The organism is Streptomyces sp. NPDC044571, from assembly GCF_040647115.1.
Lineage (GTDB): Bacteria > Actinomycetota > Actinomycetes > Streptomycetales > Streptomycetaceae > Streptomyces.
The window spans coordinates 13,494-27,336 of record NZ_JBEZBN010000054.1 but is presented as its reverse complement, the minus strand read 5'-3'; the positions used below and the strand labels follow the sequence as shown (position 1 = coordinate 27,336).

At 72.8% G+C, this 13,843-nt stretch carries 10 protein-coding genes and 1 pseudogene; 5 read left to right on the top strand and 6 right to left on the bottom strand.

From position 1 onward, the window contains the following. Window positions 1-20: 20 nt before the first annotated feature. From cobT to AB0B01_RS24865, 5 genes are all read left to right on the top strand, one after another. Entirely contained in the window at window positions 21-1,094 is a 1,074-nt protein-coding gene (gene cobT / locus AB0B01_RS24885) for a nicotinate-nucleotide--dimethylbenzimidazole phosphoribosyltransferase (RefSeq protein ID WP_361723120.1), read from the top strand. Window positions 1,095-1,188: 94 nt separating this feature from the next. Next, a complete protein-coding gene (locus AB0B01_RS24880) occupies window positions 1,189-3,114 on the top strand; it encodes a phosphatidylglycerol lysyltransferase domain-containing protein (protein ID WP_361723117.1) in 1,926 nt (641 codons plus the stop codon). Window positions 3,115-3,221: 107 nt separating this feature from the next. Next, window positions 3,222-3,890, top strand: coding sequence for a hypothetical protein (locus tag AB0B01_RS24875; RefSeq protein ID WP_361723114.1), 669 nt, complete (start codon window positions 3,222-3,224; stop codon window positions 3,888-3,890). A gap of 90 nt (window positions 3,891-3,980) precedes the next feature. Beyond that, window positions 3,981-5,153: a histidine kinase gene (locus AB0B01_RS24870; RefSeq protein ID WP_361723167.1), complete on the top strand. Its 1,173-nt coding sequence runs from the start codon at window positions 3,981-3,983 to the stop codon at window positions 5,151-5,153. Between the two features lie 110 nt (window positions 5,154-5,263). Beyond that, entirely contained in the window at window positions 5,264-6,628 is a 1,365-nt protein-coding gene (locus AB0B01_RS24865; RefSeq protein ID WP_361723111.1) for an oxidoreductase, read from the top strand. Between the two features lie 208 nt (window positions 6,629-6,836). Here AB0B01_RS24865 and AB0B01_RS24860 read toward each other — a convergent pair. The 6 genes and pseudogenes from AB0B01_RS24860 to AB0B01_RS24835 all read right to left on the bottom strand — a co-directional run. Next, window positions 6,837-6,998 (bottom strand): annotated as a pseudogene (locus AB0B01_RS24860) (transposase); the annotation flags it as partial. A gap of 15 nt (window positions 6,999-7,013) precedes the next feature. Next, window positions 7,014-7,844, bottom strand: a complete 831-nt coding sequence (locus AB0B01_RS24855) for an endo alpha-1,4 polygalactosaminidase (RefSeq protein ID WP_361723108.1) — start codon at window positions 7,842-7,844, stop codon at window positions 7,014-7,016. Beyond that, window positions 7,841-8,488 carry a spherulation-specific family 4 protein gene (locus AB0B01_RS24850; RefSeq protein WP_361723164.1) on the bottom strand — a complete coding sequence of 216 codons (648 nt, stop codon included), beginning with the start codon at window positions 8,486-8,488 and terminating at the stop codon, window positions 7,841-7,843. Before AB0B01_RS24850 ends, AB0B01_RS24855 begins: the two co-directional genes overlap by 4 nt. A 28-nt stretch (window positions 8,489-8,516) precedes the next feature. Next, window positions 8,517-10,061, bottom strand: coding sequence for a hypothetical protein (locus tag AB0B01_RS24845; protein WP_361723105.1), 1,545 nt, complete (start codon window positions 10,059-10,061; stop codon window positions 8,517-8,519). Next, window positions 10,058-11,599 (bottom strand): GT4 family glycosyltransferase PelF, encoded by a 1,542-nt coding sequence (gene pelF / locus AB0B01_RS24840; protein WP_361723102.1) that lies wholly within the window; start codon window positions 11,597-11,599, stop codon window positions 10,058-10,060. Before pelF ends, AB0B01_RS24845 begins: the two co-directional genes overlap by 4 nt. Before the next feature lie 123 nt (window positions 11,600-11,722). Then, window positions 11,723-13,783 carry a hypothetical protein gene (locus tag AB0B01_RS24835; RefSeq protein WP_361723099.1) on the bottom strand — a complete coding sequence of 687 codons (2,061 nt, stop codon included), beginning with the start codon at window positions 13,781-13,783 and terminating at the stop codon, window positions 11,723-11,725. Window positions 13,784-13,843: the final 60 nt, after the last annotated feature.

The following is a 13,843-nucleotide window of genomic DNA, read 5'->3' as shown; positions in this document are numbered from 1 at the left end:
CCGGCTGTACGCTCTGGCAGATGACCACGCTGAATCTCGACGACTTCTCCGATCTGATCGAGCGCCCCGACGGGGGCGTCCGGCGTGACGCCGAGGAACGCCGTGGGCGGCTGTCCGTACCGACCGGGGCGCTCGGCCGGCTCGACGAGCTCGCCGAGTGGCTCGCCGCCGCGCAGGGGCAGGTCCCGGTCAAGCCGATCGAGCGGGCCCGGGTCGTCCTCTTCGCCGCCGACCACGGCATCGCCGCCGAGGGGGTTTCGGCCCGGGCCGCCGGCACCACCCACGAGCTGGTGCGGGCGGTGCTGGACGGGAGCAGTCCCGTGGCGGTCCTCGCCCGGCGGCTCGGCGCCGGCGTACGGGTCGTGGACGCGGGCCTGGACTGCGACCCGGAGCTGCTCCCCGAGGACGTGGTCCGCCACCGCGTCCGCCGGGGCAGCGGCCGCATCGACGTGGAGAACGCGCTCACCGTGGAGGAGGCCGAGGCGGCGCTGCGCCTGGGCATGCGGATCGCCGACGAGGAGGCCGACTCCGGGACCGATCTCGTCGTCCTGGGCGATCTGAGCGTCGGCGGGACCACCGTCGCCGCGACGCTGGTGGCCGCCCTGTGCGGAACCGATGCCTCCGTCGTCACCGGCCGCGGCGGACTGCCCATCGACGACCTCACCTGGATGCGCAAGTGCGCCGCCATCCGCGACGCGCTGCGCCGCGCCCGTCCGGTCCTCGGCGACCAGGTGGCGCTGCTCGCGGCGGTCGGCGGCGCGGACGTCGCCGCCGTCACCGGCTTCCTGCTCCAGTGCGCGGTACGCCGTACCCCGGTCATCCTCGACGGGGTCGTCTCCGCGGCCGGCGGACTGGTCGCCCAGCGGGCGGCGTTCCGGGCACCGGACTGGTGGCTGGCCGGACAGACCAGCGGGGAACCGGGCCAGAGCAAGGCCCTGGACCGGATGGCACTCAACCCCCTCCTCGACCACGGCGTCACTGTGGGGGAAGGCACCGGGGCACTGCTGGCGCTCCCCCTCGTCCAGGCGGCCGCCGCACTCGCGGCGGAACTCCCGGTGGGGGACGCCTCGGACCGGTCTGCGGACGAGGTCTGAGGGAGCGCGGCGCGCGGGCCGAGGGACCGGGCCCCCCGGGGGCGGCCCCGGCCCGCGCACCCATGGACGGCGACGCCCCATATCATCGCGTTTCATGGGAGAGGCCCGCTTGACCAGCGCAGATAAAGACCGGATCACCACACAAGCCGCACAAGGCACCCAAGCCGCGCAGGCCGCACCGGCCGTACCGGCCGCGAAGGTGACCGGCAGGGAAACGAACGGCAGGAGAGAGGACAAAGAAGAGGAGGGGCGCGGCCGGGGGTCCGCCCGCTCACGACGCAGCGCCGCGTTCGCCGTCTGGTACCTGCGCGCCGTCACCTTCGTCAACTTCCTCAGCGCGGTGTGGCTGTCCTTCGGACAGGACCTGCGCCGCCACAACACCGCCGACTTCTACACCCCGTACCTGCTCACCGCGGGCTTCGCGTCCGGGCTGTTCTCGCTGCTCCTCGCCGTCACGATGGGCCGCCGCAAGCGGGCCGCGTGGATCCTGAACCTGGTGCTCAGCGGCGTCCTGCTGCTGGCCTTCGCCACCGCGGCCTTCGCCCCGTGCACCAGCGGCGCCTTCAACCTGTGCTACCCCGAGTTCCGCGACCACACCCAGAACTGGGTCTCGCTCGTCCTGACCACGGCCTTCGTCGGCGCCCTGCTGCTCGGCCGCAAGGAGTTCTACGCCAAGGGCGACCGCTCCAACCCCAAGCTCGCCACCGCCGTCGCCGCCGTCGGCCTGCTCGTCACCTCCCTGCTCGCGGCCGTGATCGTCGGCGCCGCCAACATCGACCCCGACGCCTCCGACGCCTCGTTCCTGGCCCGCTGGCGGTACGGGGTGATGCGGCTGATCACCCTGGCTCCCGACGACCGGGACTACGCCGCGATCACCACGCCCGGCTGGGTCGACGTCTTCATCAACGTCATGTCGATGGTGCTGCTGCTCGCCGTGCTGTTCGCCGCCTTCCGCTCCCGGCGGGCCGTCGACCCGCTCACCGAGGAGGACGAGGAGCGGCTGCGCGCGCTGCTCGCCAAGCAGGGCGACCGCGACTCGCTCGGCTACTTCGCGCTGCGCCGCGAGAAGTCCGTCATCTGGTCGCCCACCGGGAAGGCCGCCGTCACCTACCGCGTCGTCGGCGGCGTCTCGCTGGCCTCCGGCGACCCGATCGGCGACCCGGAGGCCTGGCCCGGCGCCATCGAGCCCTGGCTCGCCGAGGCACGGGAGCACGGCTGGGTGCCGGCCGTGATGGGGGCCAGCGAGGAGGCCGGGCAGATCTACGCCCGGCACGGCCTGGACGCGCTGGAGCTCGGCGACGAGGCGATCGTGGAGACCGCCGAGTTCACCCTGGAGGGCCGCGCCATGCGCACCGTCCGCCAGGCGTACAACCGGGTCAAGCGGGCCGGGTACACGGTACGGATCCGCCGCCACGCCGACATCCCGGCCGAGGAGATGGACGTCCTGCTGCGGCGGGCCGACGACTGGCGCGACGGCGCCACCGAGCGAGGCTTCTCGATGGCGCTGGGCCGACTGGGCGATCCCGGCGACGGCCAGTGCGTGATGCTGGAGTGCACCGACGGCAACGGCGAGCTGCGGGCGGTGCTGTCCTTCGTCCCGTGGGGCCCCAAGGGCCTGTCGCTGGATCTGATGCGCCGTGACCGGGACTCCGAGAACGGCCTGATGGAGTTCATGGTCATCGAACTCCTGGAACGCTCCAAGGAGATCGGCGTCACACAGGTCTCGCTCAACTTCGCGATGTTCCGTTCCGTCTTCGAACGTGGGTCGAAGCTCGGTGCCGGTCCGGTGCTGCGCATGTGGCGCTCGCTGCTGAGCTTCTTCTCCCGCTGGTGGCAGATCGAGTCCCTCTACCGGGCCAACGCCAAATACCGGCCGATCTGGGAGCCGCGGTTCATGCTCTTCGAGAAGAGCTCCGACCTGCTGCGGATCGGCATCGCGGCGGGCCGGGCCGAGGGCTTCCTGGAAGCCCCCGGCCTGCCGAAGTGGCTGAACCGCAGACATCTGGAGACCAATCGTTGACGGCTTGGACGCCCTCCCCACTCCGGCGGTTCGCCCGCCGTGAGTGGGGACCGCTGTTCTGGACGATCCGGGACGCCCTCGTCCACAGGAAGGGGCGGGCGGTTCCCATGACGATCGGGGCGGTCTGCCTGACCTCGGTCTTCCAGATCGTGCAGAACACGTCCTGGGGGTTCCAGCCCGTCCAGAACCTCGGGTCCGTCAAGGCCGTCGACCCGCTGTGGCTGGCGCTGCTGCGGACCCCGCTGTCGCTGTTCGTGCCCGCGCTCGACCTGCCCGTCTGGGGAGCGCTGGCGCAACTGCTGCTGGTCTTCGGGATCTCGGAGATCTGCATCGGCTGGTGGCGGACCCTGGTGATCGGCTACGTCGCCACCCTCGCCGGGACCACCTACGCCCGGATCGGGCTGTCGCTCGGCCCGGACCACCCCTTCGGCCTGCCGGTGTCGGACCGTGTGGTGAACGACACCGGCCCCTCGGCCGCCGTGGTCGGCCTCGCCATCTACCTGTGCTGGCGCTACCGGGCCTATCTGACCGGGGCTGTGGTCATCGCGGTGATGATCGGCGAGGTGCTGGTCAAGGACAACCTGGCGGGCAAGGAGCACCTCGCGGCCATCGCCGCGGTCATGGCGGTGTGCCTGGTCCGCGCGAAATGGGGCCCGGAGCGCTCCCGCACCCCGCTGGGACGGCGCCCGCCGCCCGCGCCGGATCCGGCACCCGGTCCCACGCCGGGTCCCGGGCCCGGCCCTGCGCCCGGTTCCCCACCCGGCCCCCGCGGCTGACGTCCGGCGCCGGGCCGGCCGCCCCGGGGCAGGCCGTACCGTATCGGGGTGACGACAGACCTCGGGCCGTTCGCCCCCACCCGGCAGTGGATGCGGGCCCATCCGCTCGCCACCGACGCCGTTCTCGCGCTCGGGGCGCTCGTCTCGATGGTCGTCGGGTCCTTCGCCGATCCGCACGGCCCGCACGGGCCCACCTTCGGCACCCGCACCCCCGAGCCGTTCTCGCTGCTGCTGATGCTGCTGGGCGCGGCGGCCCTGGTCTTCCGGCGCAGGCAACCGCACGCGGTGCTCGCCGTGACCGCCGGCCTCTCGCTGCTGGAGCTCACCACGGGCGAGCCGCGGGCGCCCGTCGCCATGGCCGCGGTGATCGCGCTCTACACGTTGGCCTCCCGTACCGACCGGCCCACCACCGGGCGGATCGGCCTGCTCACCATGGCCGGCATGACGGGGGTGGCCATGCTGTCGGGCCCCCTGCCCTGGTACGCCCAGGAGAACATCGGCATCTTCGCCTGGACCGGGATGGCCGCCGCCGCGGGCGACGCGGTGCGCAGCCGGCGGGCGTTCGTCGACGCGATACGGGAGCGGGCCGAGCGGGCGGAGCGGACCCGCGAGGAGGAGGCCCGGCGGCGGGTCGCCGAGGAGCGGCTGCGGATCGCCCGCGACCTGCACGACGTCGTCGCCCACCACATCGCACTGGTCAACGTGCAGGCGGGGGTGGCCGCGCACGTCATGGACAAGCGGCCCGACCAGGCCAAGGAGGCCCTGGCCCACGTACGGGACGCGAGCCGCTCCGCGTTGAACGAGCTGCGGGCGACGGTGGGCCTGCTGCGGCAGTCCGGTGACCCGGAGGCCCCGACCGAGCCGGCGCCGGGGCTGGCCGTCCTGGACGAACTGGTGGACTCCTTCCGCAAGGCCGGGCTGCCGGTGAAGGTGATGATGGAGTTGGGCCGGGACGGGGACCCGCTGGCCGCTGCCGTGGACCTGGCGGCGTACCGGGTGATCCAGGAGGCGCTGACCAACGTCCGCAAGCACGCGGGCCAGGGGGCCCGCGCCGAGGTGAGCGTGGTCCGGGTCGGTGCCTCGGTGGAGGTGACGGTGCTCGACGACGGCGGCACCGACAGCGGGGCGGCCGAGAGCCCGGAGGGCGGCGGCCACGGCCTGCTCGGCATGCGGGAACGGGCCACCGCCCTGGGCGGCTCCTGCTTCGCGGGCCCCCGCTACGGCGGCGGCTTCCGCGTCCACGCGGTCCTCCCGGTCGGGTAGGCGGTGTCCGGCGACCCGCAGGGCCAAGAACTCCTCACGGAATGGGCCGCCCTCCGATCCGCGCGCGGTAGGGCAAGGCGAGTGCGAAGGAAGATCACTACTCTGTATGAGTGCTCTCATACGACGAGTTGACTTCACCGGAGCGTGAGCTGTGGGATGCGTTCCCCGAGGGACGCCGCGTGGACCTGCGCACGAGTGTGCTTGAGGATGACCGCGTCGCCGAGGGTGGGCAGCAGTGGGGCCCCGGGCGGACGGTTCGGGCCGCCGTGATCGTGGCGCTCCTCCAAGGCGCGAACCCCGCGCAGTCGGGCGCCGTCGCGTGCCTGAGGCTCGCCGGGGCGCGGATATCCGGGCACCTCTACCTGGCCGGCGCGCAGGTCGCTCATGCCTTCTGGCTGGAGGACTGCTGGTTCGAGGAGGGCGTGGACCTCTCCGGAGCGTCGACCCAGTCGATTGCGATCGTGGGCAGCCGAGTGCCGGGCGTGGAAGCCGGGTTGATCCGTGTGGAGGGACGCCTCGACCTGCGGCGCTCTCGCCTGGAAAGTGGCTCTGCCTCGCCCTTCCACCGCAGGGTCACCGCCTTGTCACTCATCAACGCCCACGTGAGCGGCGCCGTGAACCTCAGCGGCGCCGAGATCACCGCACCTGGGGAATGGGCGGTGTCCGCCGGCGGACTGGTCGCGGAGGGCGGCGTCTACTGCGTGGACGGATTCGTCGCGCACGGCGAGGTCCGTCTTATGGGAGCGCAGTTGCCAGGCGGACTGCACATGCGGGGCGCACTACTGGAACGCCCGGGTCGGCGCGGGGTGGCACTCGCCCTTGACAACGCCGTGGCCTCGACGCTCGACTTCTCCGACGGGTTCATCGCGAACGGGACCGTACGGCTGCGGGGTGCCCGGATCTCGGACAACCTGACCTTTGAGGGAGCCGTTCTGAACGGGCCGCCCGACGGCCGCGGCCCGTCATTGGTCGCCCTGCTGATGCAAGCCGTCGACTTCGACTTCACCCTTGCCCGGCCACCGTCCGGCACCGTGGACCTGCGGGGCGCGCAGGTGTCCTATCTCCACGACAGCGAGCGCAGTTGGCCGGATGTGGTGGAGCTGGACGGTTTCGTCTACGGCTCCATCAAGGTGGATGAGGCAGGCGAGCGACGGGAGGCAGTGGGGCGGAGGCACTCTGTGGCCCACCGTGTGGCGTGGATACGATGCAGTCCGGGCTACAGTCCTCAGCCCTATGAGCAGTTGGCGGGCTGGTACCGGAAGGCCGGCCACGACGACGACGCCCGCCGCGTACTCCTGGCCCGGCAGCGCCATCGGCGTCAAACCCTGCCCCTGGCCGCGCGCGCGTGGGGGCACTTGCTCGACGTGACCGTCGGTTATGGCTACCGCCCCTGGCTGGCCGGCGTCTGGCTCCTCGCGCTGACCCTGCTGGGCACGCTGTCCTTCAGCACTCACGCCCCCAACCCGGTCCAATGAGGCGAAGGTGCCGCGTTCCAGCCCCTCGTCTACACGCTCGACCTCCTGATCCCCATCGGTGGTCTGGGGCAGCGCACGGCCTGGTACTGGCCGAACGACAGCCTCCACCAGGGGCTGGCCTACCTGCTGATCGCCTTCGGCTGGGTGCTGACGACCGCTGTCATCGCGGGTGTCACCCGTACCCTGCAGAAAAACTAGCGGGCGACACGAGTTCCTGTGGCAGGTGTTCCCCGGCGATCCCGGTGTGCAGGACGGCCAAGATGCCCTGGAACACCATCCGGTCCAGAGGTCGCTTGCGCCCAGGGCGTCGGGTCCGATGCTCGATCTCGGGCAGCAGTGGCTCGATCACCGCCCACCGCTCGTCGTCGACGTTTCGTGAGGAGTTCTAAGGCCGCGGACAGGTCTTGCGCCAGGCGTCCAGGTCGTACCTCTTCTCCAGCGAGCTCAGCTTCAGCTCGGCGGACTGCTTGCAGAACCGGCGTACCGGAAGCTCGTACTCCACGTGGAACACGGCCTTGCCCGCCTCGATGAACGGGGTCAGCCGCTCGCACTCCTCGTACTCGGCGCACTGCTCGTTGACCGCGAAGTCGAAGTCCCCCACCAGCTGAGGGATCTGGTCCAGGTCGTTCTTCAGCCCCACCGACAGGCCCCGGTCGTGGGCCAGCTTCGCGATCAGCCGGTTGTAGGCGAGCTGGTCCCCGGCGGTCAGGGGGAAGCCCGTCTTGTTGGCGTAGCCGTCCATGTTGTCCGGCTCCACCGCGTCGAAGCCCTTCTCCCGGCACATGTCGATCCGCTTGGCCATCAGCGGCTCCAGCTCGGCGGTACGCCGGATGTCCAGCCAGCGCTCGCCCTCCCAGCCGTTGCCCTGGCCGAGCAGCTCCGCCGGGAACTCCCGGGCGTCCGGGCGGAATTCCTCCCACGCGCCGGTGGAGAGGTAGCAGACGGTCTTGCGCCCGGCCTTCTTCAGCTCCGCCATCTGCTCCGCGGTCGTGTGGAAGCCGTCGATGTCGAAGACGGCCGCCTTGACCGAGGTGTCGAGCCGGCCCGTGAGCTGCCACTGCCAGCTCACCCCCGGCCGGGGCTGCCAGCGCTGCCCCACCGGCGGGTCCGGGGCGATCTCGTCCGGCTCCGGCTCCGGTTCCGGGCCGGCGCACGCGGCCAGCAGCAGCAGCGGTACGAGGAGCAGCAGCCGCCGGCGGGCGGCGGAGGGCTTCATCCGGCGGCCTCCAGGGCGTACGGGAGGGTTCCCCACGGGTGGGCTCCGGTGCCCGGGACCGCGCAGTGCACTCCCGCCCTGCGCTGCCGCGCGAGGTCGGCGGCGGGCGCGCCCGGCGGGACGGCGTACACCAGGTGGCAGAACCGCTGGGCGGGGTGGTCGGCGGTCCAGGGCGGCACGGCCGCGTCCCGGTAGGCGTCCCAGGGCCCCTCGAAGGTGACCAGCAGGTCGGCGAGTTCGGCGTAGCCGGGGTGCGGGTGGACCCCGTGGTTGAGGACGAGGGTACGGGCGCCGGCCGCCCGGGCGGCGACGGCGAGCCGCCCGTAGTGGGCGAGCAGCCCCGGATCGGAGGAGGCCTGGTCGAGGAAGGCCCCGTCGGCGCCGTACCAGTCGCGGTGGCGCAGCAGGTCCTGCACCACGGCGGCATGCGGGCGGCGCCCGTAGTCGGTGTCGGTGTATCCGAGGACGGGCACCCCGGCCTCGCGCAGCCGCCCCGCGACGGCGGCGAACCGCTCGTCGGGGGCCTCGCCGGGACCGCTGGCGGGGTTGAGGACCACCGAGTGCAGCCGGCCCGCGGAGGCGATCAGCCGCTCCCAGTCCTCGGGCCGGTCGGCGGGGTGCTCGTAGAGGGGCACCAGCAGCATGACGTCCTTCTTCTCGTACGGGGCCACGTCAGCGGTGCGCCGTCGCCCGGCCGAGGCGCAGGCAGACGAGCACGCCCAGGGCGGCCGCGGCCGCGCCGGCCACCATCAGTTGGAGCAGCCGCGGCTGTCCCAGCCCCGCCAGCAGCGCGAGGCTCTGGGCGAGGGCCGCCGAGGCGCAGACCACGGCGGCGGGCCGGACCGCCCCGAAGGACTGGAGCAGCAGCCCGGTCCACATGACGGCGCCGAGCAGCAGCAGGGTCGCGCTCCGGACCCCGGTCAGGCCGGGCGCCCCGGGCCACAGCAGGGTGCCGGCCAGTCCCAGGGCCAGCAGCACCGCCAGGTAGGCGACGAGGCAGCGGGCCAGGGTGGCGAGCATCCGCAGCCGGAACTGCCCGGGCGAGCGGGCGGCGCGCAGCCCGGCCAGGCTGCCGCTGCGGAAGCGGTGCAGCAGCCATTCGGCGGGGCCCATGCTGAGGGTGAGCGCCACCGCCGAGGGGGCGGCGACGGCCTCGGCGGGGCCTCCGGCGAGCACCTCGCCCAGGGCTGCGTACAGCACGAGCAGGCCGGTGCCGAGACCGAACATCCCGTAGGGCACCGAGTCCGCGAGCCGGGGGCCGCGCGGGCCGTACTCCTCCTCGCCGCCCCGCAGCATCCGCCAGCGCACCGCTCCTTCGCCGGCGCGATGCCCGGTCCGGCCCGGGGCGCGGATCCGGCGAGCGGCGGCCCGTACTCCCTCGGCCAGGGGCAGTTCGCGTACGGCCAGCGTGCAGGCGGCGAGCAGGGACACCAGCAGCAGACCCACCCGTAACCGCAGGGGCAGGTCGGTGAAGAGCGCGAGCACGGACCCCGCGGCCATCGGGGAGAGCGCGGCCAGCAGCACCCGCTCCCGGCCGAGCACCAGGAGCACGGTGGCGGCCCCCACGTACAGGGCCTGCCCGGCGGCGAAGGCGTAGGAGAACGGCGGCCCGCCGGGCACGGTCAGCGCGGCGGCGGTGCCGAGCAGCGCGCCGGCGGGGGCGCCGACGAGCAGGGTCCGCCCGGCGGCGGCCCGGTCGCCGAGGCCCATCCAGGAGTAGGCGCGGTGGGACAGGGTCTGGTCCCACACCCAGCCGATGAGCGCGCCGGCGAGCAGGGTCAGCGTCCCGGCGGGCAGTCCGAGCCGGTCCTTGGGGCCCTCCAGCAGGGGGGCGCCCAGGACGTAGGCCAGGCCCGGCAGCGCGAAGATCGCCCCGCGCAGCAGGCAGGCGGTGAGGGAGACCTTCCAGGGGTCGGGGACGTGCTCGGGCTCCGGGAAGGCGCGGGGCACGCGTGCGTAGAGCTCCTCGGCGAGGCCGAAGGAGTCGTGGCGGCCGTAGGTGAGCCGGATGTGCTCGTCCGTCATCCCGTCGGATTCGAGGATGGCGGCGATCTCGTCGGGGTGGACGGCCGCCGCGACGAGCACGTCGAGGCGTTCGGCGAGTTCCTCCATGGGGTCGGCGGCGGTGCCGGGTTTCCCCGGCCCGCTGCGGCGGGGCCGGGGGATCGCGGGCAGGGTGTCGCCGCCGGGGACGCGCAGCCAGAGGGATCCGCTCACCACAGGCTCCCGTCCGCTGCGAGTTCCCGGTACCAGGGGTCGGCGAGCCGCTGCGTCCAGATGTCGCCCGCGGGGAGGGGCAGGACGGGTTGGCCGGCACGCTTCTCGTCGGCGAGGCCGCGGTAGATGTGCCGGAAGCCGTCCACCGACTGGTGGAGGGTGAACTTCTCGACGACCCGCTTGCGGGAGAGCCGGCCGAGCTCGGCGCGGCGTTCGTGGTCGCGCAGCAGGGCCAGGGCGGCGCGGGCCATGGTCTCCGGTTCGCGCGGCGGGACGACGAGACCGGTGTCGCCGACGGCCTCGCGGACCCCGCCGACGTCGGTGGAGACGGTGGTGCGTCCGCAGGACATGGCCTCGATGATGCTGAAGGGGAAGCCCTCGCTGATGCTGGAGAGCATGACGATGCTGCCGGCGGCGTAGGCGCGGGCGACCTCGTCGATGCGCCCCTCGTACGTGATCCCGTCGCCCACCCCCAGCTCGGCGGCGAGTTTCTCCAGCCGGAGCCGGTAGTCCTCGCAGCCGGCGGGGACGGGGCCGAACAGGCGCAGCCGCAGGGCGGGCAGTTCCTTGCGCATGAACGCGTAGGCCCGGATGAGGGTTTCGAGGTCCTTGATGGGGTCGATGCGGCCGCACCAGCTGAGGGTGGGCACCTCGGGCTCGGGTCCGGCCTCCGGGAAGGCGTGCGGGTCGACGCCGTTGTAGACGGTGCGGATCCGGTCGGAGGCGGCGCCTCCGCGCTCCTCCCAGCGGCGGTTGTACTGGTTGCAGGGGGTGATGAGGTCGGCCTGCCGGTAGCCCTCGGTGTTGAGCTCGCGGTAGAAGCCGAGCATGAGGGCCTTGACGGGCCACCGCTCGGCGGCGCGGCGGTAGCCGAGATAGCGCTCGCGCAGGTAGATGCCGTGTTCGGTGAGCAGGAAGGGCACCTGGTCGAGGTATTTGGCGGCGAGGGCCGGCAGGGTGGCGAGGCCGCTGCTGACGGCGTGCGCGACGCTGTCGGGCGGGATCCGCACGGCCAGGGGCCGCAGCGCGTGTTCCAGCAGGTCGGTGGCGGTGAGGGCGTCGTGGATGGTCGGCGCGGCGGCCGCGGTGGCCAGGCCGGGGCGCGTCCACACGTCCATGAGCAGGCGCAGAACCGATTCGGAGCGCAGGGCCGGGGCGAGCCGGCCGGCCCGGGCGAGGAGGGCGAGTTCGTGCAGGGACGCGGAGAAGTCGTGGCCGGCCGGGCCGGCTGCGGGGTCGAGCAGTGACAGCAGGAAGGTTTCGTACGTCTCGCTGAACCGGCGGTGGGCCCGGCCCCGCAGGGCGGCGCGGCGGCTGCGGCCGGGCGGCGGCCCCCACAGCGGGACGGCGGTGTGCCGGTAGACGTTGCGCGGGAGCTCCCAGGTGACCGGTTCACGGCCGGTGCCGGTCAGGGCTATGACGTTGAAGTCGACCTCCGGCATTCCGCGTACCAGCTGGTCGCACCAGGTGCTGACTCCCCCGTGGACGTGCGGATAGGTGCCTTCGGTGAGCATGGTGACATGGCGCCCATGGCTCATGCGGTGTGTCCCCCCAGGACGGAAAAGGGGCCGGCGCCCGTGGGTAGGCGGAGCGCCGGCGCTCGTGGTACCAGGCAGTGCACGTGGTACGGGTGGTGAAGGTGAGACGGGCGAACCCGGTGGTCAGCTGGGCAGCTTGAGCGTGACCGCGCTCTGGAGCAGCTCCGGGCCCGTCCAGGCGGAGCGGTTGCCGGCGTAGGCGGTGCCGAAGTCGGCGGTGCCGAGCAGGAGCTGCTTCTTGGTCCCGTTCGGCGCGGTGAGCGGGGCGATGACCCCGGAGGGCGCCTTGACGGTGACGGCGGTGCCGATCCGGTAGGCGGTCACCTTGCCGTCGGCGAGCGCCTTGTCCCAGGCCGCACGGCGGCTCAGCTCGACGCCGGTGTCCTTCATGCTCTGGTTGACGATCGGCGCGCTGGGCGCGTAGAGGCTCCGGTAGGTGTCGAGGACCTGGTCGAGGACCGGGTAGAGCGTGCGGTCCTCGGCGAGGTTGGACTGGTGGACGTAGTGCGGGCGCGGGTCGTTGGCGAGGACGTGGCGCAGGGCGGTCCGCGCCTCGGCCGGGACGATGTAGCCGAGGTACCCGGTGGCCGTGTCGAGCGGGGCCGGCAGGCAGGTGGAGGTGGCCGGGTTGTCCTCGCAGACGCCGCTGCCGCCGTCGGCGCGGCTGGTGTAGACCCAGTTGTACTCGTCGGCCATCTCCGCGTTGGTGCCCGTGTTGTAGTACACGTTCATCGGGTGGCGGGGGACGGTCAGGGCGGCGCCGACCGGGCGCTGCGCCGGTTCGCGGGAGTTGTCGCTGCCGGCCCACTTGACCCCGTTGTCGGCGAGCGCGCCCGCCAGGTTCGGGTTGTCGGTGGGCTGCTCCGGGAGGGTCTTGAGACCGGAGTGCTCGCCGGTGACGAGTTCGGTGCGGTCGGTGGTGATGCCCTTGGCCGCCGCCCAGTTGTTGTTGTCGCGGATCTGCGCGGAGATCTCCGCACGGCTCATCCAGTTGACGGCGCCGGTGGCGGTCTTCGTGCAGGTCCACGGGACCGTGGTGGTGTCCTGGACACAGCCCAGGAAGGGATGGGTGTAGGTGTGGTTCATCCAGCGGAAGTTGGCCCGGTCCGCCACCAGTTGCGCGGTCAGGGCGTCGGTTCCGCCGTTCTCCGCCTTCCACTCCTCCCCGGCGCCCGCGTTGAAGAGCAGGTCGAGCTTGAAGTTCTTGCTCTGCTGCCACTGCACCGCGTACTGCGCGTCCGCGGCGGACATCCGGATGGTGCTCTCCTTGCCCGCGCCGCCCGCACAGGCGTAGTCGCCGGGCGTGCAGTTGAGCTCCTTGCTCCAGCGGGCGTCGGGGGCGAAGACGTCGTCGACGTGGACGGCGAAGTAGTTGTGCTCCTGTCCGAGGTGGACCCCCTGGGTGAGCCAGTCGACGATGCCGCGGGCCAGCAGCCGGAACTGCTGCTGGTACCGGTTGTAGCCGAAGGTGACGACCAGTTCGCTGCGTCCGTCGTGCGCGTACTCGCCGACGAGCGAGGCCCGGCCGGAGCCGACGGGGGCGTCCAGGTAGCTGGTGTAGCCGGTCCTCGGCCGGCCCATGAACCCGTAGCTCTCCGGGACCAGGGCCGAGTTGTCCTCGAAGGCGACCTGGCCGCCGAGGTAGCCGAAGGGGCCCGCCTTGCCGGCCGCGGTGACGGCCGCCTGGGTGCCGTCCAGCTGGCCGCTGTACCCCCCGTTGTCGGTGTACTCCAGGCCCACGCCCGGGTGGGCCCAGGTGTACGCGTCGACCTGGCGGATGCCGTACGCCGTCTCGTACGCGCTCAGCGCCGCCATCTCGGCCGAGCCCTCGCCGAACGGGTTCTCGTTGGGCAGCACCACCCCCTGGTACTTGGCCCGCGGCCGGCCGTCGACCGTGTCGGCGAGGAGCGCCGCGTTGATGACCGGGCGGCCGGCGGCCCCCAGCTGGACGCGGGTGAAGGGAACCCCTGTGTCGCGGAGCTCCGCGGTGATGGCCTCGACCGAGCTGCCGCCGTCGTCGACGACGAGCACCTTCAGGTCGATGCGCGGTGTCACGGCCGCGGCCGCCGCATGGGCGGACGCGGCGGGCAGTGCCACGGACATCAGCGCCGCCGCGGCCATGGCGGCGGCAGCCCTGTTCATCCGGTTCTTGTTGACCATGTCGGCCTTTCCCCCCGCAGGCATCACTCGACTACGGCCCATGGCGGTCGGCCGGGCCGAGGAGGCTCTGTGGAAATCATGCAA

What these genes read in the sequence shown, in the direction of transcription:
- cobT (WP_361723120.1), top strand. Translation starts at nt 21, where the DNA reads ATGACCACGCTGAATCTCGACGACTTCTCCGATCTGATCGAGCGCCCC.
- AB0B01_RS24880 (WP_361723117.1), top strand. Translation starts at nt 1,189, where the DNA reads ATGGGAGAGGCCCGCTTGACCAGCGCAGATAAAGACCGGATCACCACA.
- AB0B01_RS24875 (WP_361723114.1), top strand. Translation starts at nt 3,222, where the DNA reads ATGACGATCGGGGCGGTCTGCCTGACCTCGGTCTTCCAGATCGTGCAG.
- AB0B01_RS24870 (WP_361723167.1), top strand. Translation starts at nt 3,981, where the DNA reads ATGCGGGCCCATCCGCTCGCCACCGACGCCGTTCTCGCGCTCGGGGCG.
- AB0B01_RS24855 (WP_361723108.1), bottom strand. Translation starts at nt 7,844, where the DNA reads ATGAAGCCCTCCGCCGCCCGCCGGCGGCTGCTGCTCCTCGTACCGCTG.
- AB0B01_RS24850 (WP_361723164.1), bottom strand. Translation starts at nt 8,488, where the DNA reads ATGCTGCTGGTGCCCCTCTACGAGCACCCCGCCGACCGGCCCGAGGAC.
- pelF (WP_361723102.1), bottom strand. Translation starts at nt 11,599, where the DNA reads ATGAGCCATGGGCGCCATGTCACCATGCTCACCGAAGGCACCTATCCG.
- AB0B01_RS24835 (WP_361723099.1), bottom strand. Translation starts at nt 13,783, where the DNA reads ATGCCTGCGGGGGGAAAGGCCGACATGGTCAACAAGAACCGGATGAAC.